Source organism: Wolbachia endosymbiont of Atemnus politus, from assembly GCF_013309895.1.
In genome coordinates this window covers 1-24703 of record NZ_JAAXCS010000005.1, presented here as the reverse complement: position 1 = coordinate 24703, position 24703 = coordinate 1, and the positions used below count along the sequence as shown (strand labels likewise).

Genomic DNA, 24703 nt, shown 5'->3' with positions numbered 1-24703 from the left:
TAGATCAATGCTGTGGTAATCAACAGTGTGCAACTTAGCTACTCTCCGGATTCGCTCAAACTTCCAGTTGTAGGTCATTGAGGTATTTAAACATTAAATCAATTTAAGAGCGTTATAAAAATAGATTCAATCTACCTGGAGCATAAAGTCTTCGGTTAGTTTTGTAGAATACATTTCCTCATTATCTTGATTATAGAAAGTAAATTCATGATCATCTAAGTCTAATATTGCAAAACCGAAACCAAAAAAGTTTCTAACTTCATGCGCTAAGTAACTTTTACCGTTTGAGTAATTAAATTCCACATTTTGGTAAATAGGTTCTTGGTCTTGAGCATGTAGTAATGCACCACCGTTTCCAACTATAATCTGGTCTGGAACATTACTCATTAACAGGATCTGAGCTATATGAATGTGACCAGAAACTATGGTAGTGACATTGCTCGGAAATTTGTCCCCAAAAGCTTCAATCTGCGTAAGGTTGCCATGGCTTTTTAATGTCAGAAGTTCTTTTTTCGGAGATCTCCAAAGCGGTTTGTGAGTTAAAAACCATGCGGGCTTATCTTGTGTTAGTTTGTCAAATGTTAATTTGTCAAATTGTTTTTTAAAAGTATCAATTGTGCTTTGGTTTGTAAAAATATCCTCACCAGGCGAAGAGTCGAAGACAAAAAATCTCATTGGTCCAGCATCTAAAGACCAGCTAGGGACGCAATCTACGCACTTTTCAGATGAAAGAGGATATGGATCTAAATACCTAAACCACCCTTCGTAGGCTCTATTGCAATCTTCATGGTTTCCTCTAACAAAAAGAAAGGAAGATTGTAGTAAAATATCCTTTGCAGGTTCAAACCAATCAGCGTACCAAGCTTCTTTATTGTACCCGTAGATATCACCACACTTTTGTGCATTTCTACATTTTGTTTTCCTATAATGATAATCACCAACGTGGATAATTAAGTCTGGTTCATGAAGAGCAATAGAATCTAAATTTTTTTTTAAAGGCCAACTATCTACCGCGTTACATTCTTGCTGAAATAATGCATTTATTCTGCAGCCCGTATCACCAATAAAAGCAATTTTGCTAATCTTTTCTGATAGTGTGGGAATCTGTATATTTTCAATACTAATGTTTTCAGCACGCGTTTCTACTGTTAGTTCACAAACTGTTTCAGTATTGCCGATTGAGCTGCGACTTAGCATTTCTATTTCCTTGCCATCAACATAAGCAAGGGGACACATATCGTTATCTATAATTGCACGTACGCTTAATTTATTTTCCGGAATAACTTGAGACCACGTGTATAGTATTTGTGCATGAACGGAATGAAAGCTGGTTATAAGAGATAAAATTAAAAAAATGAAGATGTTGACTACATTCATTTATATAAAAACCTAAATTAAAAATTAGTGATATAATTATCTTAAATAATTGAGATTTATAATCATAAAATTCATAATAGAATTATACAGACAATTTTTAAATTATCCTAGTATCAGATTGACACTTTAGATGAAAAATTCTAAAATGATTAAGTAATTTAAAGTAATTATATAAAAACTAGAATAAAATGCGGCTGTGGTGGAATTGGTAGACACGCAGCGTTGAGGTCGCTGTGGCTCATAAGGCCTTGGAAGTTCAAGTCTTCTCAGCCGCACCAGTCTCCTTATTGTTGTTTGTATAGGTAAAATGTTTATAGAAAATCAAGGTAAGAATAAAGTAGAAAGAGCCATCAGTGAAATCAGGCGTGGTTTGCCAATTGTAATATATAATGAAAGTGATTATCTACTGTTTGCTGCTGCTGAGACTTTGGAGAGAGGTTTATTTGATCAATGTAAGCTTATATCAGACAATCTATATATCACTTTAACTTCAAGTAAGGTGCAATATACATTTCAAAATGAAGAAAATGGCAGCAAACGCTTACCGGTAAACAACTTTGATGAGCTGCTCCATTTAGTAAACTGTTCAGTAGAAAATAGCACAGAAGAATTGCAACGCTCAAAGGCAATAGATGAATATACTACCACTTTGCTTAAATTCTCAGAATTACTGCCATACGCGTTAGTGGTTGATATGACTTTTAAGGATAAGGGTGAGATGCGAGATTGGTGTGAGAAAAATGATGTTATTGCGCTGGGCACATCATTCGTAAATCATTTTCAACAAAATAAAGGTGTATATGAAGTATGCAAAACATCTCTATTTTTGAAACAGACTCAGGAAGTAAATATCATATCTTATAGAACCTACAATGGCAGAAAGGAACATTATGCAATTATTATTGGCAATCCAAACGAAGATGGTGAACCACTGGTGAGAATTCATTCTTCATGCTATACAGGCGACTTGTTAGACAGCTTATCGTGTGATTGTAGAAGCCAATTACATCAAGCGATTCAAATAATGGCTGACTCTGGTGGTGGCATTATATTATACCTGATGCAAGATGGAAGAGGCATTGGTTTAACCAATAAGCTAAGAGCATATGATATGCAAAGAAAGTATAACCTCGATACTGTGGATGCAAATAGAATATTGGGCTTTGAAGATGACGAAAGAAGTTTTGCTGTTGCAGCTGAAATACTCAAGAAATTAGATATCAAAAAGATCCAATTACTTACAAATAACGGTAGGAAGTTATCAGAGTTGAAAAACAATGGTATAGAGGTTACAAAGTGTCTACCACTCATTATGGAACGTAATAAGTATAATGATTCATATATGGAAACAAAATTTGGCAAGCTAGGCCACGGGTTAAGGGTTTTTTAGCTTTTTTATTGTAACTACTTTGTTAATTTACTATGTTCGTTAATATAGGTTAAGATTTTAAAGATGCTAAAACTTTTCAAACGAGAAAAAAATAATAGGCTGTTAGACAAGGATATAAATTGGAATTCAAGTCGTTATAGCATGATTATTGCTCAGAGGAATACTTTACTTTTGTTTACATTAATATTATTGGTAGCAATTTCTGTAAGCATATTAGCTATATTTAGGATTAGCACTAGTAGCACTATTGAACCATTCGTTATAGAAATTGAAAAAAAATCGGGAATAGTACAATTGGTTGATCCCGTTACAGTAAAACAATACTCTGCAGATGAAGTGTTGAACAATCATTTTATTGCAGAGTATATAAAATCAAGGGAGGTTTTTAACCCATATCATTACAATTATAACTATTATACAAAAGTAAGATTATTTTCCTCACCTAGTGTATATAGTGAGTTTATAAATTATATAAGATCACAGAATATCGATGATCTTTTTAATTTATATTCAGACTTTATCACGAGCGAATTTAAAGTGCGCTCAATTCAAAAATTGGATAACGGTGCTGTTCAAGTGAGATTTACTGTAGAATCTATACGGAAAAATGGAAGTTCTATAAAGAAAAATAAAATAGTTATTATGTCATATAGGTATGCGCCACTTAAAATGGATGATCAACAAAGATATATTAACCCGTTAGGGTTTCAAGTTACTTCTTATAGGGTAGATGATGAGTATGTATAGAACATTATTAGTTTTAGCTTTACTGATAAGCAGCGGTTTAAGGGCATCAGTTAATTACAGCAAGCCCATTTCTATAGACAGTAGAATAAAAACTTTTGTGTATAGTCCTAACGAAGTGTTCACAGTTGTTTTCAGTCAAGGTTACTATTCTTATATTGAATTTGCAGAAGGAGAAAAAGTCGAAAATATTGCTGTTGGTGATGCATCGAGTTGGAAAATTAGCCCTTATGACAATAAATTACTTATCATGCCATTTGAGGTGAGTGGCCGCACTAACATGATTATTACAACCACAAAAAAAAGAAATTACATTCTTGATTTAATCTCAAGGCCAAACTACGATAAATACCCAAACACTGATGTTGAGAAAATAAGTCACGATTATTCTGCTGAGAAAGATATATCTTATGTAGTACGTTTTTATTATCCTCAAGAGGAAGATGAATTTGATGTTGATTTAGATGAAGTATCAACACCTACTCAAATGCAATATGTTATAGACACGCCAGAAAAAGTAATACAGGAAAATGATACGAGGTACAATTATACATATATCGATGAAGGTATTAACGCTGACATAATACCGATTGAATTGTTCGATGATGGCTATCTAACCTATTGTAAATTTAGGGATAATAACAAAATACCTCAGATTTTTGCAGAAGAGGGTGAAACTAAATCGCTTTGTAAAAGACTATTGTTTGATGGTTATGTTATAATAAAGGGGGTGCATAAGAAGTTGTTCATGCGTTATGGAAATGATGAAGTTGAAATTATAAATAGGTCACTTTAGCTGTGGTACATGCAATATGAGTAAAGAAAAGCATAACAACTCAGGAGATGAGTCAGAAATAGAGAGTAAGGTAGTAACAGTTGGCTCTAATCGAGGTCATAGAGCATTGTTGGTTGTTATTTTAGTGCTTATAGTTGGTGGAGTATATTATTTCTATTCTAATCCTTCTTCTGATGAAGAGGATGTGGAAGTCATTAGAAAAGAAGAACCAAAGCAGAATGTTCAAGACTTGAAAGGAAAGTTAGAAAAAGTTCCGGATGATACGATGGTTCATGAAAGAATGATAACTGATCTGCCACCTTTACCTCCTCTTCCTACACCACAAGTTATACCAGAAGTGAAGCCGATTAAAAAAGAAGAAATGGTAAAGAAAGAAGAGGAAAAAACAAAAGAAACTCCTGTGTCAAGTATACCTGTTTTGCCAAACTTCCCTCGTGGCAATGTTACTAGCAATTTACCTACCTCATTTCCTACAATAGGAAGTAGTGGTTATCCTAAAGAGAGACGTGGCACACAAATGTTAGCAATTTCAGGTGGTGCTAAAGAGGACAAGACTGCCGATGCCATTTTATCCAACACTTCAGCGCAGTTGAGCACAGCTACAAAAGTAGGAAAGCTCGGATTCATGATTACTCAAGGTAAGATTATTGATGCTGTTCTTGAAACTGCAATAGATTCTGATCTGCAAGGGATGTTGCGTGCTGTAGTCAGTAGCGATGTTTATGCAGAAACTGGTGATACAGTTTTAATACCCAGAGGTTCAAGATTAATAGGTGGCTATTCATTTGACTCGAATGTTGCAAGAGCCCGCGTAAACATAATCTGGAATAGGGTTATTCTTCCTCATGGAATAGATATTGCTATTTCATCACCTGGTACCGATGAAATTGGTAGAGCAGGAATAGCTGGAATAGTCGATAACAAAATAACGAGTGCATTGTTTTCTTCAATATTGCTTGCAGGTGTTTCAATTGGTTCAGCTGTTATAGGGCAAAAGGCTTCCAATCTTGTTGATGTGCTAAATGCCATGGATGCAGTGAGATCAATTGCTGCAACTGAAATAGATTTTTATTCACTCAAAGACGTTATTAAGCCAAAAGGGGAGATACCTAGTGACAAATGGAAATTGGGTCTTGGAGCTATTGGCAGAATTAAGAATGCTAAAAATGAGCAAGATTTGCTGAAGATAGTGAAAGAGGAAATGGCAAAAGCACTAGGAATTGGGGAAGATAAGGTGAATATAAGCCTAGAAAACGTAGATCAACTGCTACGACAATTTCAAAGTAGAAGCAAGTCCGTTTATGATGAAGCAATTGGAAAGTCAATCGATGGTTTTTCTAAAGACATGCGAGATATAGTTGAAAGATCTATAGATAAAAAACCAACTATTTATGTTGATCAAGGTACTGCATTGAAAGTGTTTGTTAACCAAGATATAGTATTTCCTCCACAGGCAATATTTAAATCGATAAAATGAACTATGCTGCACTAGACACATATTTAGAGCCATTACAAGGCATCTTTCAAGAAGAAGGCGTAAATGAAATATCAATAAATAAGCCAAAGGAAGTATGGATTGAAAATCGTGGTGAAATAAGATGTGAAAAATTAGAAATATTTGACCTTAATCATTTGAAATCTCTTAGCAGGTTGATTGCTCAAGCTACAGAACAAAAACTGAGCGAAGAAGCACCGCTGCTTTCAGCTACATTGCCAAATGGTTATCGTATACAGATAGTGTTTCCTCCAGCATGTGAGCCTGATAAAGTGGTCATGTCGATTCGTAAACCTTCTTCTATGCAATTGGCATTGGATGATTATGAAAAGATGGGGGCTTTTTCTGAAACTGTTATAGAAGTAACCGATAATCCAGTGGACCGTCACCTGGATTTACTATTAAAGCAGAAGAAAATAAAAGAGTTTTTAGAATACGCTGTAACAAATAAGAAAAATATTATAATTAGTGGTGGAACTTCTACTGGTAAAACTACTTTTACTAATGCTACTTTGCGTGCTATTCCAGCTGAAGAAAGAATCATTACCGTTGAAGATGCAAGGGAAATCGTTTTGAGTGATCATCCCAATAGAGTACATCTGATTGCCTCCAAAGGAGGACAGGGTAGGGCAAAAGTGACTACTCAAGATTTGATAGAAGCGTGCTTACGTTTAAGGCCAGATAGGATAATAGTTGGTGAGCTACGTGGAGCGGAAGCTTTTAGTTTTCTCAGGGCAATAAACACTGGTCACCCAGGATCGATATCAACCCTTCATGCTGATAGTCCAGTAATGGCCCTTGAGCAAATAAAATTGATGGTTATGCAAGCAAACCTCGGTATTCCCCCAGATCAGATCATACCATACATTAGGAATGTGATTGATATTGTCATTCAACTAAAAAGGACCAGCGGGGGAAAAAGAAGCGTTTCTGAAATATTATTTACTAGATCTTCGAATGAAAATGCTTAAATTTCTATGTAATAAGAAAAAGTAGTTTATGAGTAATGGAAATCATCTACGCAATATTCTGATAGGGGGTATCGTAGGTTTTAGTGTACTAGAGTTTTGCTTCTATTTATCTGGTATACTGTTTTATCTGTTTGTTGATGGTCCAGATGGTGTAGATTTTAAGGCAATTAATCCTAGCTTGGCGCCTTTTCCTCAAGCCCTTTGGCCAACGATTTTTGATCATATACAGTATTGTTGGCATAATCCAGAATTATATAGCCCCGAGCTCAAAATTAAATTAATTGCATCTTCTGCAATACCTATTGTTGTTTTAATGATTATCTTGTGGAATTTAAGAGAGAGGATAATTGAGTGGCGGCCGTTTAAAAAGAAAGAATCGCTCCACGGAGACTCGAAGTGGGCATTGGAGAAAGACATACGAAAGGCAGGGCTAAGGAGCAAAAAAGGATTATTGCTTGGTAAAGACAAAAGAGGCTACTTTATTGCTGATGGGTTTCAGCATGCGTTGTTATTTGCACCTACAGGTTCTGGTAAAGGTGTTGGCTTTGTAATTCCTAATTTATTATTTTGGACTGACTCGGTAATTGTACACGACATAAAGTTAGAAAACTATGAAATAACAAGTGGTTGGCGAGAACGACAAGGACAAAAAGTATATGTGTGGAATCCGGCACAGCCAGATGGAATAAGCCACTGTTATAATCCATTACAATGGATTAGTGAAAAACCTGGACAGATGGTTGACGATGTGCAGAAAATAGCTAACCTAATCATGCCTGAACAAGACTTTTGGCAAAATGAGGCAAGAAGTTTATTTGTTGGAGTGGTATTATACTTACTTGCTGCGCCAGAGAAAGTTAAGTCTTTTGGTGAAGTTGTGCGTACGATGCGTAGTGATGACGTGGTTTATAATCTCGCTGTTGCTCTTGATACAATGGGTAAAATAATACACCCTGTGGCGTACATGAACATTGCAGCTTTTTTGCAAAAAGCTGACAAGGAAAGATCAGGTGTCGTATCAACTATGAACTCATCACTTGAATTGTGGGCAAACCCATTGATTGATACTGCAACTGCGACGAGTGATTTTAATATTTTAGATTTTAAAAAGAAGAAAACTACAGTTTATGTCGGCTTAACTCCTGATAACTTAACTAGGTTAAGACCTCTAATGCAGGTTTTTTATCAGCAAGCAACTGAGTTTTTGTGTAGAAAATTACCGTCAGATGATGAGCCTTATGGCGTGTTGTTTTTAATGGATGAGTTTCCCACACTTGGAAAAATGGAACAATTTCAAACCGGCATTGCATATTTTCGTGGTTATAGAGTCAGATTATTCTTAATTGTTCAAGATACTGAGCAGCTCAAAGGAATATACGAAGAGGCAGGAATGAACTCCTTTTTATCAAACTCAACGTATAGAATAACTTTTGCAGCCAATAACATTGAGACGGCTAATTTAATATCGCAACTTATAGGAAACAAAACTGTGCAACAAGAATCGTTGAATAAACCTAAATTTTTAGATTTGAATCCTGCTTCAAGATCGTTGCATATCTCTGAGACACAGAGAGCGTTGCTGCTGCCTCAAGAGATTATTATGTTGCCACGTGATGAGCAGATAATTTTAATAGAGTCGACTTACCCAATTAAATCAAAGAAGATTTTGTACTACAGTGATAGCACCTTTACGAGGAAACTGCACAAGCCAACTTTTGTGCCTACACAAGAGCCATATGATCCAAATAAAGTTTTTTCTGGTGCTAGCAAAGATAAGATTAATAACGAAGAAAATAATGCTATCGCAGGGCCTACTACTGCTGATTATCCTATTGAAACTCAAACCGAAGATGCAGTATATGATGAATCAGAGATTAACGATGAGCTTAAAGAGGAAGATCTTGATGATGAATATGTTGACGACAAGTTTGAAGATGAAGAAGATGACGGGTTTGATGATGAAGAGGATGAATTTGAAAGTGGTGATGAATTTAAAGAAGAAAGAGACGATGACGGGTTTGACGACGAAGAGGATGAATTTGAAGGTGGTGATAAATTTAAAGAAGAAAGAGACGATGATGGGTTTGATGACGAAGAGGATGAATTTGATGATGAAGATATTGACGACGAATTAAAAAATGATAACAAAGCCGAAGATAAAGGTTAATTTTACCTATTTTTTTGGCTCAGAAAACAAGTTATATTAAGCTTTTCACATTAAGCCATTTTTAATTAATTAGTATTAAATTAGCTATTTTGAGTAGGGGAATAGTAATGAGTAATAAAAAAACATTAGCGGTTACAGCATTTGCTTTATTGTTGTCGCAACAATCTTTTGCAAGCGAAACAGAAGGATTTTACTTCGGTGGTGGATATCACGGCCAATTTTTTAATAGCATAGGTTCACTGAAAGTCGAAGCGGCTAAAGGAAGTAAACATGTGACTGTGGACGAAATGTACGTTCCGGACAAGATAAAAGGTCAAAAACCAAGTGAATACAAGGGAGACTATAATCCACCTTTTGCTGGAGGTGTAGCGTTTGGTTATGAAGGAGAGTTGGGTAACAATAGCTATAGAGCTGAATTGGAAGGAATGTATTCTTCTATAAAAGCGGATAATGTCGGATTAGAAGGCAACCAAATGAGTGTATCGTATCTCAAAGAAATTAGTGAAAAAAAATATATATATGATACTAAAGTAGATAATGACCAAATTGAAAACATGTCTGTAATGGCCAATGCCTACTATCATTTGAAGAATGATAGTTTCTCCTTTTCTCCTTATGTTGGGGCTGGAGTCGGTTTAACAAGGATGAAGATATTTGGAGAGGCGTCAATAAAACCTGCATATCAATTAAAAGCTGGTCTTGATTATTCCATAAATGAAAGTGTAAATATGCATGTTGGATATAGACATTTTGGTGCCTTTGGTACGAATCATGAGCTAAAGGCAGATTTGTTGGGAGAAGTGAAACCCGGTACTTCAGGAGCAAAATCGACATTGGATGACAGTGTTAAAAACAGTCCACCAGACGGAGTTGCAAAACAGGAAAATATAAATATAGGCAGTGGATTGTTTGCCACACACGGTATAGAGGCTGGTCTTACTTTCCATTTTGCTAGCTAAACATATTGCCCTTTTAAAAAGACCTTCTCTTGGTGTCATTGATCCCAGTGTCAAGCACTGGGATGACACCCTCCGGAAATTGCAATGTTCGTACAGTTCTGCGCTTGACACTGGGATCTGATGCAGTTATTCTAAACTAGCTCCAAATTTTTGGAATGATGAAGACGATCAGCGCTTTAATTCAAGAGGGATCAAAACTATTATCATCACATAAAGTTGAATCACCGTATTTGGACTGTGAAATTATCATGCAGCATGTTCTTGGTGTGGAAAGGTCATCCATAATTATGAACCACGCTGATCAAGTGCCGATAGAAAAAGAACAGCTATTTTGGAAATTAATGAAAAAAAGAGTGGAAAGGCACCCAATATCGCAAATAATAGGTAACCGTGAGTTCTGGAGTAAAAACTTCATAGTTAACCAGCATGTTTTGGATCCAAGACCAGATAGCGAAACAATAATCCGAGCAGTGTTGAAATATTACCCAAACAAAAAGCAAAGGCTAAAAGTTGTAGATTTTGGCACAGGTACAGGTTGTTTATTGATATCTGTACTTAGTGAATATGAATATGCTGTTGGTATCGGTTTTGAAAAAAGTTTAAAAGCATATAGAGTTGCCTATCAGAACATAAAAAAACATAATTTACTTGGCAGAGCCCAAGTATTTCCAAGGTCATGGACAGAGTGCAAAGGCTTGTTTGATCTTATAATTAGCAACCCTCCATATATTAAAAGAAGCAAACTAAAAGACCTACAAGCTGAAGTGCAAAAAGAGCCAAGAATTGCCCTTGATGGCGGTATTGATGGTTTGAGCTGTTACTTGAGTATTTTTCCAATATTAAAGAGGTGCCTGAAAAAAAATGGGTTTGCGATATTGGAAATAGGTGAAGATCAAAATAATATTGACAAAATAATTCCCTCGTATGGGCTAGCTTTTCAGGAATACGTATATGACTTGGCAGGAATGAAGAGATGCATTGTTGTAAGGTGTAATAGTTTAGACTTGATCTGACACTTTAAAAAAGTAAGTTATAAAATAATAAAAGAAAGGAGTGTTAGATATGAGTACAATACAAACAAAAATATTAAAACCAAAACTAGGATTGTTAGAACTAACTGGGAAATGTATCTCAAGCATGCAAAGTGATGGATATTCAAGAGATACATCCTATCGGTTCAAAGAGTTATATGAAAATGGAGGAGAAGAAGCATTACATGAAATAAGCAAGAAAAAACCTTTATTAGCGAATAGAGTTTCCGCAGATATAGAAAGAGCAGTAATTGGCATAGCAACAGAATTTCCAGCATATGGACAAGAAAGAGCTGCAAATGAGCTAAGAAAAAGAGGTATAATAATTTCCCAAGGTGGAGTAAGATCTGTATGGCTGAGAAATGATCTCGAAACTTTCAAAAAGAGACTTAAGGCACTGGAAGCAAAAGTAACTCAAAATTTTAACAGAAGAGCAACTTGCAGCTCTTGAGAAAGCAAAAGAACAAAGAGAAGCTCATGGTGAAATTGATACCGAACACCCAGGTTATTTGGGTTCTCAAGATACCTATTATGTAGCAAAGGTATAGGAAGAGCAGACCTTCGTTGATACTTATTCTCGGGTTGCGTTTGCCAAACTTTACACAGATAAAACGGCAATTACTGCTGCTGATTTGCTAAATGACAGGGTGATACCTTTCTTTGATGAGCACAACGTACCATTGTTACGTGTTCTTACAGATCGAGGCACAGAGTATTGTGGTAAGCCTGAAAATCACGCTTATCAGCTATATTTGGGAATTGAAAATATTGATCATTCTAGAACCAAGGCCAACTCTCCACAGACTAATGGCATATGTGAAAGATTTCATAGAACTATGCAAGATATAACGTCATCTTTAGAAAGAAAATCTACAATTCTTTGGAAGATCTGCAGATAGATGTTGATCATTGGTTGCGTTCTTACAATGAGGTAAGGCCTCACTCTGGTAAATATTGCTATGGCAAAACACCTACGCAGACATTTTTTGATAGCAAACATATTGCTTTTCAGAAAAACATTAGTAGCATTAAACAAGTTTCTGATATTAGTTTTCAATTCTTCTGTCAGTTAATTCTTGTCTGTCAGATTAAGTCTTGTCTTTTACATTAATTCGGCTATCGATTTTATCTTTCAGCATTCAGGTAAACCTTTCTTGGGTTAGCTATAAAGTTAAGATCCGACCGGGAAGATTGTATAGCCGCAATAAAGTAGATAAGCCTAAACGCCATCATATCTTTAGGAGAGTTTGCTAATGTATTCTCTTAAGTTGACGCCATTGGCTGAACGGATACAGGCTTTTCTACGTCATCCTGTGATTCCTTCCAATTTTGGAAGGTGTTTTCTAATTGTACACAAGTCGACAATATTTTTATAAATTAAAATAGCATTGAGGTAGTTATTGTTTCCTCAGCAACCTATCACGTGCTGCATTTAACTTTTGCGCAAAATACTCCGAGCCTCCCTTGTCTGGATGGACTAATTTCATTAAATTTTGATACGCTTTATTGATTTCATTTTGGCTTGCTTCGGAATTCAGTCCCAGTATTTTTAATGCCTCATCTTTGGACATGTTATCACCGGTGTAATTTTTAGTATGACTTCTACTACCGTTAAGTTCATTCAAAAACTTACTTAATATAGAGTTCACCATGAAACTTACATTATTTCTTTTTATTAGGAAGAGAAGAAATACAACAACGCTAGGTAAAACAAATGTGATTATTATGAATACTAAAAAAAGAAAAAAGATGAATGACATGTATATTTTTTTATCATTTTATGATTAAATAGTAACAATTATAGTCGTCACGGTAAACAACATGTTCATTCAAATTGAAGAAACACCGAACCCAAACACGCTAAAATTTCTTCCTGGGTTTGCAATTTTAAACGAAGGAGAAACGGCTGATTTTTCAAGTGCGAGTGAAATAAAAAATTCTAAACTAGCAGCAAACCTCTTTCAAATAGAACATGTGATAAGAATATTTTTTGGTCATGATTTTATTTCAGTAACAAAACCGGATGGGATTAATTGGGATATACTAAAAGTAGAAATCTTAACTACGATTATGGATCACTTCACTTCTGGCAGAAAAGCACTGGATAAAGAAGGGGATAACGTATCGGAGGAAGAGTTTTTTGATGAAAGTGATATAGAAATTGTAAATAGAATAAAAGAATTAATGGAAAGTTATATCAAACCTGCAGTCGCTCAAGATGGTGGTGATATCAAATTTCGTGGCTATAAAGACGGGATAGTTTATGTTGAGCTGCAAGGAGCTTGCTCTGGATGTCCAAGTGCTGCAATTACTCTTAAGCAGGGAGTACAAAATATGCTGTGTTATCACATACCAGAAATTTCAGGTATAGAGACTACACTATGACTAATCAAACAGTTAGAGGAACAAAAGATCTTCTGTTTGATGAATGGTATAAGTTTAAATACATAGAGCAAACAGCAAATAGAATCTCAAACCTATATGGTTTTTTACCTGCTCAGACTCCGATATTTGAATATACAGAAGTTTTCACAAAGACTTTAGGTGATAGTTCGGACATCATCAATAAAGAGATGTATACCTTCAATGATAAAGGAGGAAAGAGCATAACTTTGCGTCCTGAGTTCACTGCAGCGGTTGTCAGGTTACTCATTGAAAAAAAACTACAAACGCCGATAAAATTATTTTCAACAGGACCTGCATTCCGCTATGAAAGACCGCAAAAGGGGCGGCAAAGGCAGTTCCACCAAGTAAATTTTGAAGTTTTTGGTATGGAAGATCCAAAAGCTGACATTGAATTGATATCACTTGCTCAACACCTGTTAATTGAATTTGGCATCAATAAGAACGTAAGGCTAGAAATTAATTCTTTAGGTGATAGTGAGACGATAACCAAATATAGAGAAGCTTTGATATCATATTTTAAAAAGTTTCAAAATGACCTATCAGAAGATAGTCAAAATAGATTGATTAAAAACCCACTTAGGATATTAGATTCTAAGGATAAGACAGATAAAGAAATAATCTCTGGTGCACCTAAAATCAGTGATTATTATATGAAAGAGTCCTCAGGTTTCTTTGAACAAATAATAAATGGGTTAACAATTCTTGACATACCTTATACCGTAAACAATAAACTAGTTCGAGGTTTGGATTATTATTGCCACACAGTGTTTGAGTTTATTACAGAAGATTTGGGTAGCCAAGGGGCGGTATTTGCAGGAGGAAGATACGATAATCTAGTGTCTTCAGTAGGTGGAAAACACACTCCAGCAATAGGATTTGCAGGGGGGATTGAGCGCATAATGGAATTAATCAATTATTCCGCGAAAAAAGAGAGACCCATTTACCTAATTCCAATCGGTAGAGAGGCTGAAGAATATGCTCTAACACTTGCAAATGAGTTACGCAAAAATGATTTGTATGTGATCTATGAATACAGCGGAACGCTTAAAACTCGAATGAAAAAAGCAAATCAAGCGGATGCTAAAGTTGCATTTATTTTTGGTGATGAAGAGTTGAGCAGTAAAACTTTAAAAATTAAAGATATGGATACAGGTGAAGAAAAAATGATTGCTTGCGGTGATATAATGGAAAACATTTACCAAGTTTTGCTTGCATAGGTCATAGTTTACTTCGCGTGGCACAAGTCGTGCATTTTTTGATATGCCTTTTGAAAGCCAAGTAGAGAATAAGTGTCATCAATAGTTGCTGCTTTTATTTTTCCATTAACCACCATTGATAATCCTTGCTTCATCTTGAGAATTAAATCTTGATCTGTTTTTGTATGCTCTGCCCACGCAAGATTTCCCTGGATGATAGGTAATGTATATTTAACTTTTTTATCGATATTGAGAACTACAGGTTCCTTATCATACTGAAAGCCAGAAGTGACACTTACCTCATCTGCTTTTTTATCAACATAACTGACCATTACATACGGCTTACGATCGGTTGTATAATGTTCGCTTTTTTTCTTAGGATAAGATACGATGTAACACACTTTTTCTCCATCTTCCGATGCAGTATACACAAGCCAATCTTTATACTTTTCCTTCAATTGCACATCACTAACTGATGCAAGAGCGCCTGCTGAAAAAAGTATAAAAAATATAAAAAAACTACGCATGCAAACCAAATTTTGAACTCTCCGATTGTATATATTGTTTTACCTTACTCATCGCTTGTTCAGCTAACTGCCTTATCCTTTCTCTTGAAACGCCATATTTTTTACTGAGCTTATCTAAAGTTTGAGTATTTTCAGACAAATATCTACTGATAAAAATGTCTCTTGACCTCTCATTAAGGTTTGCCAATGCATCGTTTAGAATTGTTTCTTTTAATTCTTTCTCTTCATGATTTTGATAAGTTGCTTCTTGACTGATCGAATTGCACGGGATTATATCTTGCAACTCCTTTTTGGAATCATCACCTATCTTTATACAATTGTTTAGCGACTGATCCTTACAAGCTAGACGGTAACCCATCTGTACGACGTCTCCTTCAGATACAGAAAGCTTATTTGATATTGCTTTTATTTCTTCGTTGTTTAAAGTTTCTCTGTTTGTATATCGTAAAATTCTATTTTTTATTTTACGCAAACTAAAAAATAGTTTTCTTTGTGCCTGAGTTGTGCCTATTTTCACAAATGACCAAGATTTCAATATGAAGTCTTTTATTGAAGCTTCAATCCACCACACCGCATAAGTTGAAAAGCGAAACCCTAAATCAGGATTAAATTTTTTCACTGCATGCATTAAACCCATGTTCCCTTCCATGATCAGGTCCATCAATAATAGCCCATAATTTTTGAACTTCATTGCAATTTTCACTACCAAATTCAAATGACTGGTAATCAGCTTGTGAGCAGAAGAAATATCGTTATACAGGTGCCAATTTTTTGCTAGTCGTACCTCTTCTTCTTGAGACAGCATAGGAAATTTTCGCACTTCAGCAATATATTGCATGAGATTAGTGCTACTACTGATACATAAGCTCACCGCTGGGGTCAACATAACAACTTAAATTAAAACTCCATGCATATAATATATTGATTTTCTAGTAAAAACTCAAGCTTTAATTTAAAAAAAGCTCAAATTATATACCTTTGCATCGCTTAGATGCCTTAACGCTGGCTGCCAGCATGTAACGTACAACTGCACAAACATCATACAGTCCACATGGTAAACAGTGCCATTCCAGTGCATAGAAACACTGGAATTCACATTTCTTTTTTCTAGGTCCCAGCACCAGTTACTTGAATGATAAGACTGGGACGACAAGAAGAGTTGCAGAGAGACTAGAAATTAAACGCCACTCCAGCTTCTGCACCAACAGTGCTGTAAAGAACTTTTATTTCCCTTTTGTCTTTGCCTGCACTAGCATCTTTATCAAAGTGAGCACCATAAGAACCAAAATAACGAGCTCCAGCAAAGAGTTTAATTTCTGGAGTTATATCATAGCTAACACCAGCTTTTGCTTGATAAGCAAAACCAAACCCATGTTTCTGATCACCAACAGCCTCTCTTAAAGGAGTACTGACATACGCTGCACCAACACCAACACCAACATATGGAGTGATAGGCATATCCTCAATTGCTACATCGTAATACACGTTAACTAGCCCTGACATTACTGATAAATCATTTGCAACTCCTGGTTCAGTTGTTATGTCTGCATCAGTATACTTGCTTAACTGTGAGTAAAGTCCCTCAACATCAACTCTGATGTCATCCATTTTGTAACCAAATGCACCACCACCAGCCATAAAAGAAGCTTTGAAAGGATCAACATCAGTAACAGTAGTATCACCCTTTTTAACTGTAATGTTATCGATCTTTGTTTTAAAAGGTGAAAATTCACCGTTGTACTGCAAGCGAATGTAGTAGCTAGTTTCTTCATCAGCTATTGGACCAACAGGATCTGAAAAAGCAGCGTTTGATAAACTTAGCAACGTTACTAAAGCGGTTGCTGAAAAAAACTTTTTATAATGCATAATTGTCCTCGTTAAAAAAAATTAAAATTCCACTCTAGCAATTTAAGAAAAAACTAAAGTTAAGTCAAGTACTAACTTAATAACATAAAATATTTGACATTTAAACTAGTTTTTAGGGGAAAGTAAAGATTTTATTAATAAAAAATGAAATTATATGACTTTTTTACCTTTGATTTCTTGTCTGACTCTGGTATTTTTTTACTCTCTGCCCCACTTTTTCACTGCTGCAGCTTCCCCCATCTTTGTGTGATATTTCAAGTGCACTATATAAAACAGTGGTGTCAGAAATATCAGAGAGCAATACAGAGAAACCTCTAAAAGGGAAGTTTAAATCCAGGTGGTAGACCCATCATACCTGCAAGATCAGAAGTTGCATTTGTCATGTCTTCCTCTGCCTTTTTAATGGCATCGTTGAACGCTGCTGTTACTAAATCTTCTACTATATCTTTTTCCTCATTTCTCATAAGTTCTAAGTCTATGTTTGCCTTTTTGACTTTATAACTGCCTATTTTTATAATTTCTACTAACACAGAGACTTTGCCGCCACCAGAAATACCTTGAAATTCTTTTCCAATATATTTTTCTTGAGCTTCTGCAAGCTTTTTTTGCATCTCTTGCGCTTGCTTCATTATTTGACTAAAATCCACAACTCACTCCTTATTTTCTATATTAACTACCTTTGCACCCTTAAACGTCTCAAGTATACCCTTGACTGCAGATACATAACTTACCTCCCTGTTTACATAACCTGTATCAACTGTAACCACCCATTCTTGCTTAGTAGCTTGATTTAAATAGTTTTTTAAATCACTACAAAAGTTACTACCTAGCTGAGATACGGCTTTTAATTTTAAGTACCCAGGTTTGCAATCCACTAATTGTAGATTACTACATAGCTGTTTGTAAAGATAAATTTGGTTATTCTGTCGTAATAGTTGGAGAATTTTATCAAAATCGTAATTTTTTTGCTGTGTGCTCTCTATGTTACGCATATTCCTTTGCTGTGTATTCTGCGCAAGAACTTTTTTAACTACCTGTTCGGGAGAAGGTAAATCAGAGAGATAACAGAGGCTAATTAACGTCATTTCAGCAGCAATATCATTACACGTTGAAGCTTTTATATCTTGAACCCCCCTTAGCAACACCTTCCACAATCTTGAGAAAAATATTAAAGACTTTTTCGCACTTAAGTCTTTTATCCTGTTCTTCTCACATTCCATAATTGAACTATCGATCTCTTTTGTAATCAAAAAACGGCATATTAATTGGATTGTTTGCAATAGACCTTCGAAGATACTAAGTGGGTTTGCTGCCTTTACTGCCTTATCGAATACCGATAGAGCTTTCTGTAAATCACTATTTAATATTGCTTCCAGCAGATCAAATATAATATCTTTATCCACTAGACCTAGTATATCTATCACATTCTTGATAGATATTGTGCCATCTTTGCTATATAGCACTGCTTGATTCATCAAAAATAAGGCATTACGCATTGAATTACTGCAGTGGTGTGCAATTAATTCTGATGCTCTATTTTCAATGAGATAATTTTCTTTTTGTGCAATGTCATTCAAACGTTCTACTATTTTGGCTATAGGAATGTTATGTAAATCAAATCTTTGACAACGTGCAATGATAGTTATTGGTATCTTTTTTATTTCTGTAGTTGCCAAAATGAATTTTACACTGGATGGTGGTTCTTCTAGGGTTTTAAGTAATGCATTAAATGCACTGCTGGATAACATGTGTACTTCATCTATAATGTAAACTTTGAATTTAGAACTTATAGGTGAATAGCAAATATCTCCTAAGATTACTTTGATATCTTCAACGCTAGTGTGACTTGCCGCATCAATTTCAATCACATCCGGATGGCTTGAATTTTTTATCGCCAGACAATTATCACATGATCCACAAGGTTCAAAAGTTGGCCCTAAGGAACAATTTAAACATAAAGCTATTATTCTTGCTGTGGTAGTTTTACCAACTCCACTACTACCAGAGAGTAGTATAGATTGCGGGATTTTGTTGAGAGTAAAAGCGTTTTCTAATATACGCACTAATATATCTTGACCTACTAGATCTTTAAAACTACTAGGACGATATTTTAATGCTATGTTCACAGCTTAGAGTAAGACAAATAATGAAATAGGTATGCAACCCAAAAAGGTTCTGATATGGCTGCTTCATTTCTGACCTGACCAAGTTACAGAGTTTTTGCCTGCATACCTTATGAAATATTATACTTTTTTTTTTATTTAGCAAGGTATATCCTATATTGGCCTATGATTAGTTGGGGTTACATAAGTTAATATAGAAATTAATTATGATCTTATATCACTTCCCTCTTTGTCCGTTTTCGCGAAAAGTTAGAGCTCTTCTAAAGGAAAAAAAGCTGAGTTGTGATTTAATACACGAAAATCCGTGGGAGAAGCGAGATGAATTTGCGGAGATTAACCCAACTGGGCAGGTACCAGTGCTTATAGATAATAATTTTATCATAGCAGACAGCAATGCTATTTGTGAATATCTAGAAGAAACTTACAGCAGCAATGTCAGATTGCTGGATTCTTCTATTGTTGTTAAGTCTAAAATACGTGCATTAATCAATTGGTTTGATAATAAATTTTATAATGAAGTTACTAAGTATATTATAAACGAGAAAGTAATCATTAAACACAGCCCTGACTCTAAGTTTCTTCATGCAGCTCAACATAACCTGTCTTGTCATATGGAATACATTGAATATTTAATTAGCAAAAATGTCTGGCTTGCAACCGATAAATTTACTTTGGCTGACATTACTTTAGCATCACATATTTCTGTGATGGACTATGTAAATAGTTTTCCATGGGAAAAAAGTAAAATTTTAAGAGAATGGTACTCTATTGTTAAATCAAGGCCTTGTTTTCGTGAGATGCTATTAGAGAGAGTTCTTGGTTTAACTCCTCCTAAACATTATGCCGATTTGGATTTTTAACTTACGTTAGCTTTAAAGCTACAGTCATCCCTTCATCAGTTGGAATCAACACAGAGTAATATTTTTTTTCATCTGATAATCTATAATTAAATTCTCTCATAGCATACCATGATTCTTCTGATACTTCTTTTGGAGGTGATTTCAAAAATACTGTGTTAAACAATAGAGTGTTGTCTGCAACAATTAGTCCATCTTGTTTAATATACAACTCAGCCCAATCTAAATATTCAGGGTAACCACCCTTATTAGCATCGATAAATATCATGTCAAATGGTGCTTGCGCTGATAAATCATTCAATTTTTCTAACGCGTTGCCTTCTATTACAGTCACTTTATTGCTCAGGTTAAAAGCACTAAAATTTTTTTTTGCTATATTTAAGTGCTCAGGGTTGTTTTCTATTGTGTATATATGGCCATGTTCAGGTAGAGCTTTTGCCATACAAATCGATGAATAACCATATAATGTGCCAATTTCAACGATACTTCTTACTTTATAAATTTTTATAAACAGACTTAACAGCTTTCCTTCTTCAGCACTAATTTGAATGTGTTTCTTTTTTTCTAGAATACAGAGCTCCTCTATTTTTTTGCACTCCTTTGCAAATAAATTTCTTATGTACGATAGTTTTGTGCTAGAACTACTGCGTGCCATGTCTTGCATTAAAATTTAATTTGTATAGAATATATATTAGCTAGAAGTAGTAAAAACATTTATTTTGTGTTATTATTTTACAGCGTAAAATTTTAAGTGACAAAAATTGTTATTAATATTATAATTAACTGGTATAATAGTCAATCGACTGTCATACTAGAATTAGAGGGATTGCTCACACGCATTTCTCTTTATTAAAATATAATTTTCGTAATCAATTAGAGGGGGTTATATGTCTTATAATATTGCTGGTGAAGTTGAAACGTTAAATAAAAAGTCTAACAAAGATGAAGGGGTTGCATTACTGCACAACCCAGCCTATCGTGAGAAATATAAGGAACGTTTTGATGAAGCCCAAAAAAAAGTTATGGATATGGTTCAGTTTTATGATGGAACAATAATATTAATAGAAAATAAAATTGCTATGTATTATTACGCTTGGCACAGTAAAAAAAGAGAGTTTGAGCGTAAAAAACAACAAGCAGTTATGAAAAACGATAGCTCAACGTAGGGGTCTTTTGTGTGATAAGCTACAGTGGTATTATTTCACTATAGCTTTTTCATATAGCTCATCTATTACATTAGTTAAGTATTTTAGTGTTTTATACCCTTCATGTTTTATTTTATTATGCTCCACATACGATTTATTGTTGTTAGGCTTGATGAAAAATATTGGAGTACCTGTAATGCTAAGCTTGTTAATTGCCAGTGATTTATCGTTTATGACTTTATCCATTACTTTCTTATCGTCGATGCATTGATTGAACGTGTCTTGCTTTAAATTACTTAGAGCAGCAACTTTTTGTAATACAGTTAAGTCACTTAAATTATAGTAGTTCCATGAATCTATTGAATTAAAAACAGCTTTGTTAAAGTTAAAATAGTCTTCTTCCTTTTCGTAACAATAGCTTAGCATTGCAGCTTTTAATCCTCTATAATCCATAGGAAAATGACGGAATACATATAACATTTTACCTGTATCTATATATCTCTCTTTAATCTTAGGAAAAACTTCCTTATGAAAGAGAGAACAGTGATAGCAAGTAAGCGAAGCATACTCTATCATTAAAATTGGTGCTTTGGGATCTCCTAATAACTTATCGTCAGATAATGGTGATAGTAGTTCTTTTGGTGTTATTTCATCAGTTTTTTGAGTATTGGACAAGTCATGCTTAACAACTGCATAAGAACTAACGCTGATGAAAATTAATAAAAGCAATAATCTAAAAATCATTGTAATATGAATGCTAACTTGCTAAAAAAGTTATACATTTATATAAATAATGTCAAGATAACTTTTTCTCAGCAAGGCTTTCAACTCTGTCTTTGAATGCGGCAATTATTTTGCTTTGTGTATATTTATATACTGAGTTTAATAGAGTCGAAAGTGAACTAGATTTAAATTCAAATTCTATATAAAACTTCACCATGGTTTTATTTTCATCTATAGGAATGAATTTCCATTCATTGTATAAATGTTTAAATATTCCATTTGATGATACAGCTTTTATCCAACTCTCATTTGTTTCATTTGGAAAAAGAAAGGTTACTTCTGACGTATATCTTCCTTTGATCCCATGAAAAGCTGCTAGGAGATCTACAACCATTTGATTATCAATTTTTTCTTTTATATAAACAGCTTTGCACCAGGGAACAAAATCAGGATACTTCTCAACGTCAATTACAACCTGAAATATTTCATTGGGTGAACAGAAAAAAGTATCTTGTTCTTCATATTGGTGGAGCATAAATTATAAACTAATTGGAATGGGATCCGTATCTACCGTCAGTCTTAGTAGATTCCTGAGACCTAAAGTTAAGGTGGGCATCACGTATTAATTTCAGTGAAATTAATAGAGGCAATTCCCTTGACTAGAAAATTATCGCTCGGGAAACTTAACTTAACTCATAACGTATAGAACAGACCCTTATAAATTATAGCTAGTTTACACAAGTCATGTCTATAGGTATATTGTAGTCAACAGTTAAATTAACAACCTTTATTAAACTTTGTATTTTGAGTGCTATGGTCAATAAATGTACCTTATGAATATTACTAAAGTTTTAATCATTATTGCTTTTATTGTGATTTCTTCAAGTGCTCACACTAGTTGTGCAGATCACAAAATTTTTATACACGCTATGAAGCAACAAGTGGATAGCATATCTACAAAGGAGAACAAAAAAAATCGGGAACATATGTATAAAAAGCTTCAGGGGATCATTCAAAATAATGTTGATCTCAAAGAAATATCCCGATTTGTTATGGGAAAACATTGGACTTTGACTACCCAGGAAGAAAGAGAAAGCTTTTTAAAAGAATATGAGGTGTATCTTAAGCGTTTGTGCATTAAAATTTTGTATAAGTACATGAATGATAGCGAAATGATTATAATGGGCTCAAGAGCAATTGATGATGAAACTTGCTTGATTAGTACAAGATTTTCTTATGGCGACGAAGAATTTACAAATATTAATTTTAAAGTTACTAAAAATGACAAATCTTTCTTAATAAGCGATGTTGAAATGAATGGGATAAGTATTTCTATTAATCAACGTTCTCAATTCAGTGAAAAAATTGATACGTATGGTATAGCGAGTGTGATAGAAGAACTAAAATGCAATAACAATCTATGATATACATGCCTCATTGGCCTAAGCCGCTTGGTAGCAGGCCAAAAGACTTTTCTCTTGAGCGCGTAAAAAGTTTTCTAAGTAAGTTAGGCAGTCCCGAAAAAAAAATGCCCCCAATAATTCACATAGCTGGAACTAATGGAAAAGGCTCAACATTGTCATTTGTGAGGTGTGTAATGCAAGCAGCGGGGTACAAAGTTCATGCATATACTTCTCCACATTTAGTAAATTTTAACGAGAGAATAGTTGTTGCAGGTAGTTATATTGACGATGATGAATTATATAGCTTATTAGAAGAATACCGTACTGTAGTTGCAGATCAGCCTATCACTTTGTTTGAAGCTACAACTGTTGTAGCTTTTTTAGCTTTTTCTCGTCATAAAGCTGACGTCACTTTAATCGAGGTAGGTATGGGTGGAAGACTTGACGCGACAAATGTTATAGATAATCCAATTCTAACAATCGTTACTTCCATTGCATTTGATCATATGGAATATCTTGGCCCTACTGTGGAGATTATAGCAGGTGAAAAGGCTGGAATAATGAAACCTAATGTTCCCTGTGTAATAGCACCACAAGAAAAATCTATAATGAGTACGCTAGAATTCCATGCAATAAATAAAAAATCTCTTTTATATAGAGGAGGCTTTGAGTGGAACTGTAGTAAACAAGACAGTAGAATGGTTTTCCAATCGGCTATTCAATCAATAAAATTTCCTTTACCTTCTTTAAAGGGTGATCATCAAATAATTAATGCAGGGAACGCCATTGCAGCATGTAGCATTTTGAGTGGAAAGTGTGGGTTTGATATTGGAGAAGAGGATATCGCTTCGGGTTTACAGCATACCTACTGGCCTGCACGACTAGAGCTTATAAAAGAGGGCAATTTAATTTCTTTATTACCGAAAGATTGGCAATTATTTTTAGACGGTGCGCACAATAATGATGGTGCTAAAGTGCTATCTGAGTGGGTAAAGGATAATTTTGCTGAGGGTATCTATATAATTTTTGGTGTTACCCGTAACAGAAATGTAGAAGAATTTTTGGAACACTTAAAACCATATATCAGGCTACTATGTGCGGTTTGTGTTAAGTCTGAGCCTAAAGCAACAAATACAGAGTTAATCAGAAAGGGAGCCAATAATATAGGAATAAGTACTATCGAATGCGAGTCAATTAGCGATGCCATATTGAACCACATACTAAAAACCCCCATCCAAAACGTCAAAACCATATTGATTTGCGGTTCATTATTTCTGGCCAGAGACTTTGCCATAGAGAATAGACTTCTTGCATAACAAACTTCTGGCAGCGTGTTAGCAATAGAAGCGAAGAAACTCCTTGACAACCCCCACTAATCTTATTATCATGTCATTCAGGACATTTCTGACTCAAAACTTGTTTTTGATCCGCGCGGATTCAATGACAAAAATTTAGTAAAAAACTTAAAGTATTTATTGGCGGATTATATAAATTATTGGGGCTACATGTCTTTTAAATTTTTTCACA

At 34.7% G+C, this 24703-nt stretch carries 24 protein-coding genes, 1 tRNA gene, 2 other RNA genes and 1 pseudogene; 16 read left to right on the top strand and 12 right to left on the bottom strand.

What is annotated here, in order from left to right:
• Nucleotides 1-126 precede the first annotated feature (126 nt).
• On the bottom strand, nucleotides 127-1377 hold the full coding sequence (locus HET73_RS00770) for a metallophosphoesterase family protein (RefSeq protein ID WP_174133881.1): 1251 nt from the start codon (nucleotides 1375-1377) through the stop codon (nucleotides 127-129).
• A gap of 190 nt (nucleotides 1378-1567) precedes the next feature.
• Here HET73_RS00770 and HET73_RS00765 point away from each other — a divergent pair.
• The 10 genes and pseudogenes from HET73_RS00765 to HET73_RS00720 all read left to right on the top strand — a co-directional run bounded on the left by HET73_RS00765 (nucleotide 1568) and on the right by HET73_RS00720 (nucleotide 12041).
• A tRNA-Leu gene (locus HET73_RS00765) sits at nucleotides 1568-1655 on the top strand.
• A gap of 29 nt (nucleotides 1656-1684) precedes the next feature.
• Nucleotides 1685-2767, top strand: coding sequence for a GTP cyclohydrolase II (locus tag HET73_RS00760; protein ID WP_174132857.1), 1083 nt, complete (start codon nucleotides 1685-1687; stop codon nucleotides 2765-2767).
• Between the two features lie 63 nt (nucleotides 2768-2830).
• Nucleotides 2831-3514, top strand: coding sequence for a VirB8 family type IV secretion system protein (locus HET73_RS00755; RefSeq protein WP_174132858.1), 684 nt, complete (start codon nucleotides 2831-2833; stop codon nucleotides 3512-3514).
• A complete protein-coding gene (virB9, locus tag HET73_RS00750) occupies nucleotides 3501-4307 on the top strand; it encodes a P-type conjugative transfer protein VirB9 (RefSeq protein ID WP_246209630.1) in 807 nt (268 codons plus the stop codon). Before HET73_RS00755 ends, virB9 begins: the two co-directional genes overlap by 14 nt.
• Before the next feature lie 16 nt (nucleotides 4308-4323).
• Complete coding sequence (locus HET73_RS00745; protein WP_174132860.1) at nucleotides 4324-5784, top strand: TrbI/VirB10 family protein; 1461 nt, start codon at nucleotides 4324-4326, stop codon at nucleotides 5782-5784.
• Nucleotides 5781-6773 (top strand): P-type DNA transfer ATPase VirB11, encoded by a 993-nt coding sequence (gene virB11, locus HET73_RS00740; RefSeq protein WP_174132861.1) that lies wholly within the window; start codon nucleotides 5781-5783, stop codon nucleotides 6771-6773. The genes HET73_RS00745 and virB11 overlap by 4 nt, the downstream gene beginning before the upstream one ends.
• 28 nt (nucleotides 6774-6801) lie before the next feature.
• The gene (locus HET73_RS00735) at nucleotides 6802-8940 is read left to right on the top strand and encodes a type IV secretory system conjugative DNA transfer family protein (protein WP_174133880.1); all 2139 of its coding nucleotides are present in this window, start codon (nucleotides 6802-6804) and stop codon (nucleotides 8938-8940) included.
• 107 nt (nucleotides 8941-9047) lie between these two features.
• Nucleotides 9048-9899, top strand: coding sequence for a P44/Msp2 family outer membrane protein (locus tag HET73_RS00730; RefSeq protein WP_174132863.1), 852 nt, complete (start codon nucleotides 9048-9050; stop codon nucleotides 9897-9899).
• Between the two features lie 158 nt (nucleotides 9900-10057).
• Entirely contained in the window at nucleotides 10058-10912 is an 855-nt protein-coding gene (gene prmC, locus HET73_RS00725) for a peptide chain release factor N(5)-glutamine methyltransferase (protein WP_174132864.1), read from the top strand.
• Nucleotides 10913-10961: 49 nt separating this feature from the next.
• A pseudogene (locus tag HET73_RS00720) lies at nucleotides 10962-12041 on the top strand (IS481 family transposase).
• A 286-nt stretch (nucleotides 12042-12327) separates the two neighbouring features.
• On the opposite strand, the gene HET73_RS00715 reads toward HET73_RS00720, so the two are convergent.
• Nucleotides 12328-12582, bottom strand: a complete 255-nt coding sequence (locus tag HET73_RS00715) for a DnaJ domain-containing protein (RefSeq protein ID WP_246209623.1) — start codon at nucleotides 12580-12582, stop codon at nucleotides 12328-12330.
• A 169-nt stretch (nucleotides 12583-12751) separates the two neighbouring features.
• On the opposite strand from HET73_RS00715, the gene HET73_RS00710 reads away from it, so the two are divergent.
• A complete protein-coding gene (locus HET73_RS00710) occupies nucleotides 12752-13315 on the top strand; it encodes a NifU family protein (RefSeq protein WP_174133185.1) in 564 nt (187 codons plus the stop codon).
• Complete coding sequence (gene hisS, locus HET73_RS00705; protein ID WP_174133186.1) at nucleotides 13312-14553, top strand: histidine--tRNA ligase; 1242 nt, start codon at nucleotides 13312-13314, stop codon at nucleotides 14551-14553. Before HET73_RS00710 ends, hisS begins: the two co-directional genes overlap by 4 nt.
• A gap of 8 nt (nucleotides 14554-14561) precedes the next feature.
• On the opposite strand, the gene HET73_RS00700 is transcribed toward hisS, so the two are convergent.
• The 6 genes from HET73_RS00700 to ffs form a co-directional block, all read right to left on the bottom strand.
• Nucleotides 14562-15059, bottom strand: a complete 498-nt coding sequence (locus tag HET73_RS00700; protein WP_174133187.1) for an invasion associated locus B family protein — start codon at nucleotides 15057-15059, stop codon at nucleotides 14562-14564.
• Nucleotides 15052-15945 carry an RNA polymerase factor sigma-32 gene (locus HET73_RS00695; RefSeq protein ID WP_174133188.1) on the bottom strand — a complete coding sequence of 298 codons (894 nt, stop codon included), beginning with the start codon at nucleotides 15943-15945 and terminating at the stop codon, nucleotides 15052-15054. Before HET73_RS00695 ends, HET73_RS00700 begins: the two co-directional genes overlap by 8 nt.
• 284 nt (nucleotides 15946-16229) lie before the next feature.
• On the bottom strand, nucleotides 16230-16925 hold the full coding sequence (locus HET73_RS00690; RefSeq protein WP_174133189.1) for a P44/Msp2 family outer membrane protein: 696 nt from the start codon (nucleotides 16923-16925) through the stop codon (nucleotides 16230-16232).
• A gap of 314 nt (nucleotides 16926-17239) precedes the next feature.
• Nucleotides 17240-17554: a YbaB/EbfC family nucleoid-associated protein gene (locus tag HET73_RS00685; protein WP_174133883.1), complete on the bottom strand. Its 315-nt coding sequence runs from the start codon at nucleotides 17552-17554 to the stop codon at nucleotides 17240-17242.
• 21 nt (nucleotides 17555-17575) lie between these two features.
• Entirely contained in the window at nucleotides 17576-19051 is a 1476-nt protein-coding gene (dnaX, locus tag HET73_RS00680) for a DNA polymerase III subunit gamma/tau (protein ID WP_174133879.1), read from the bottom strand.
• A gap of 21 nt (nucleotides 19052-19072) precedes the next feature.
• Nucleotides 19073-19162, bottom strand: an RNA gene (ffs, locus tag HET73_RS00675) — signal recognition particle sRNA small type.
• 92 nt (nucleotides 19163-19254) lie between these two features.
• On the opposite strand from ffs, the gene HET73_RS00670 reads away from it, so the two are divergent.
• Nucleotides 19255-19908: a glutathione S-transferase family protein gene (locus HET73_RS00670; protein ID WP_174133026.1), complete on the top strand. Its 654-nt coding sequence runs from the start codon at nucleotides 19255-19257 to the stop codon at nucleotides 19906-19908.
• Between the two features lies 1 nt (nucleotide 19909).
• On the opposite strand, the gene HET73_RS00665 is transcribed toward HET73_RS00670, so the two are convergent.
• On the bottom strand, nucleotides 19910-20560 hold the full coding sequence (locus HET73_RS00665) for a class I SAM-dependent methyltransferase (RefSeq protein WP_174133882.1): 651 nt from the start codon (nucleotides 20558-20560) through the stop codon (nucleotides 19910-19912).
• A gap of 232 nt (nucleotides 20561-20792) precedes the next feature.
• Here HET73_RS00665 and HET73_RS00660 point away from each other — a divergent pair, with 232 nt between their 5' ends.
• Nucleotides 20793-21071, top strand: coding sequence for a DUF2671 domain-containing protein (locus HET73_RS00660; RefSeq protein ID WP_174133027.1), 279 nt, complete (start codon nucleotides 20793-20795; stop codon nucleotides 21069-21071).
• Nucleotides 21072-21101: 30 nt separating this feature from the next.
• On the opposite strand, the gene HET73_RS00655 is transcribed toward HET73_RS00660, so the two are convergent.
• From HET73_RS00655 to ssrS, 3 genes are all read right to left on the bottom strand, one after another.
• Nucleotides 21102-21794 (bottom strand): thioredoxin domain-containing protein, encoded by a 693-nt coding sequence (locus tag HET73_RS00655; RefSeq protein ID WP_174133028.1) that lies wholly within the window; start codon nucleotides 21792-21794, stop codon nucleotides 21102-21104.
• Between the two features lie 52 nt (nucleotides 21795-21846).
• Entirely contained in the window at nucleotides 21847-22308 is a 462-nt protein-coding gene (locus HET73_RS00650; protein WP_174133029.1) for a type II toxin-antitoxin system RatA family toxin, read from the bottom strand.
• A 19-nt stretch (nucleotides 22309-22327) separates the two neighbouring features.
• Nucleotides 22328-22490: non-coding RNA, 6S RNA (gene ssrS / locus HET73_RS00645), on the bottom strand.
• 116 nt (nucleotides 22491-22606) lie between these two features.
• Between ssrS and HET73_RS00640 the strand changes: the two genes are divergently transcribed.
• Both HET73_RS00640 and HET73_RS00635 read left to right on the top strand, forming a co-directional pair.
• Complete coding sequence (locus HET73_RS00640; RefSeq protein ID WP_174133030.1) at nucleotides 22607-23197, top strand: MlaC/ttg2D family ABC transporter substrate-binding protein; 591 nt, start codon at nucleotides 22607-22609, stop codon at nucleotides 23195-23197.
• A complete protein-coding gene (locus HET73_RS00635; protein WP_174133031.1) occupies nucleotides 23194-24492 on the top strand; it encodes a bifunctional folylpolyglutamate synthase/dihydrofolate synthase in 1299 nt (432 codons plus the stop codon). Before HET73_RS00640 ends, HET73_RS00635 begins: the two co-directional genes overlap by 4 nt.
• Nucleotides 24493-24703 lie beyond the last annotated feature (211 nt).

What these genes read in the sequence shown, in the direction of transcription:
- HET73_RS00770 (WP_174133881.1), bottom strand. Translation starts at nt 1,377, where the DNA reads ATGAATGTAGTCAACATCTTCATTTTTTTAATTTTATCTCTTATAACC.
- HET73_RS00760 (WP_174132857.1), top strand. Translation starts at nt 1,685, where the DNA reads ATGTTTATAGAAAATCAAGGTAAGAATAAAGTAGAAAGAGCCATCAGT.
- HET73_RS00755 (WP_174132858.1), top strand. Translation starts at nt 2,831, where the DNA reads ATGCTAAAACTTTTCAAACGAGAAAAAAATAATAGGCTGTTAGACAAG.
- virB9 (WP_246209630.1), top strand. Translation starts at nt 3,501, where the DNA reads ATGAGTATGTATAGAACATTATTAGTTTTAGCTTTACTGATAAGCAGC.
- HET73_RS00745 (WP_174132860.1), top strand. Translation starts at nt 4,324, where the DNA reads ATGAGTAAAGAAAAGCATAACAACTCAGGAGATGAGTCAGAAATAGAG.
- virB11 (WP_174132861.1), top strand. Translation starts at nt 5,781, where the DNA reads ATGAACTATGCTGCACTAGACACATATTTAGAGCCATTACAAGGCATC.
- HET73_RS00735 (WP_174133880.1), top strand. Translation starts at nt 6,802, where the DNA reads ATGAGTAATGGAAATCATCTACGCAATATTCTGATAGGGGGTATCGTA.
- HET73_RS00730 (WP_174132863.1), top strand. Translation starts at nt 9,048, where the DNA reads ATGAGTAATAAAAAAACATTAGCGGTTACAGCATTTGCTTTATTGTTG.
- prmC (WP_174132864.1), top strand. Translation starts at nt 10,058, where the DNA reads ATGAAGACGATCAGCGCTTTAATTCAAGAGGGATCAAAACTATTATCA.
- HET73_RS00715 (WP_246209623.1), bottom strand. Translation starts at nt 12,582, where the DNA reads ATGGTGAACTCTATATTAAGTAAGTTTTTGAATGAACTTAACGGTAGT.
- HET73_RS00710 (WP_174133185.1), top strand. Translation starts at nt 12,752, where the DNA reads ATGTTCATTCAAATTGAAGAAACACCGAACCCAAACACGCTAAAATTT.
- hisS (WP_174133186.1), top strand. Translation starts at nt 13,312, where the DNA reads ATGACTAATCAAACAGTTAGAGGAACAAAAGATCTTCTGTTTGATGAA.
- HET73_RS00700 (WP_174133187.1), bottom strand. Translation starts at nt 15,059, where the DNA reads ATGCGTAGTTTTTTTATATTTTTTATACTTTTTTCAGCAGGCGCTCTT.
- HET73_RS00695 (WP_174133188.1), bottom strand. Translation starts at nt 15,945, where the DNA reads ATGTTGACCCCAGCGGTGAGCTTATGTATCAGTAGTAGCACTAATCTC.
- HET73_RS00690 (WP_174133189.1), bottom strand. Translation starts at nt 16,925, where the DNA reads ATGCATTATAAAAAGTTTTTTTCAGCAACCGCTTTAGTAACGTTGCTA.
- HET73_RS00685 (WP_174133883.1), bottom strand. Translation starts at nt 17,554, where the DNA reads ATGAAGCAAGCGCAAGAGATGCAAAAAAAGCTTGCAGAAGCTCAAGAA.
- HET73_RS00670 (WP_174133026.1), top strand. Translation starts at nt 19,255, where the DNA reads ATGATCTTATATCACTTCCCTCTTTGTCCGTTTTCGCGAAAAGTTAGA.
- HET73_RS00665 (WP_174133882.1), bottom strand. Translation starts at nt 20,560, where the DNA reads ATGGCACGCAGTAGTTCTAGCACAAAACTATCGTACATAAGAAATTTA.
- HET73_RS00660 (WP_174133027.1), top strand. Translation starts at nt 20,793, where the DNA reads ATGTCTTATAATATTGCTGGTGAAGTTGAAACGTTAAATAAAAAGTCT.
- HET73_RS00655 (WP_174133028.1), bottom strand. Translation starts at nt 21,794, where the DNA reads ATGATTTTTAGATTATTGCTTTTATTAATTTTCATCAGCGTTAGTTCT.
- HET73_RS00650 (WP_174133029.1), bottom strand. Translation starts at nt 22,308, where the DNA reads ATGCTCCACCAATATGAAGAACAAGATACTTTTTTCTGTTCACCCAAT.
- HET73_RS00640 (WP_174133030.1), top strand. Translation starts at nt 22,607, where the DNA reads ATGAATATTACTAAAGTTTTAATCATTATTGCTTTTATTGTGATTTCT.
- HET73_RS00635 (WP_174133031.1), top strand. Translation starts at nt 23,194, where the DNA reads ATGATATACATGCCTCATTGGCCTAAGCCGCTTGGTAGCAGGCCAAAA.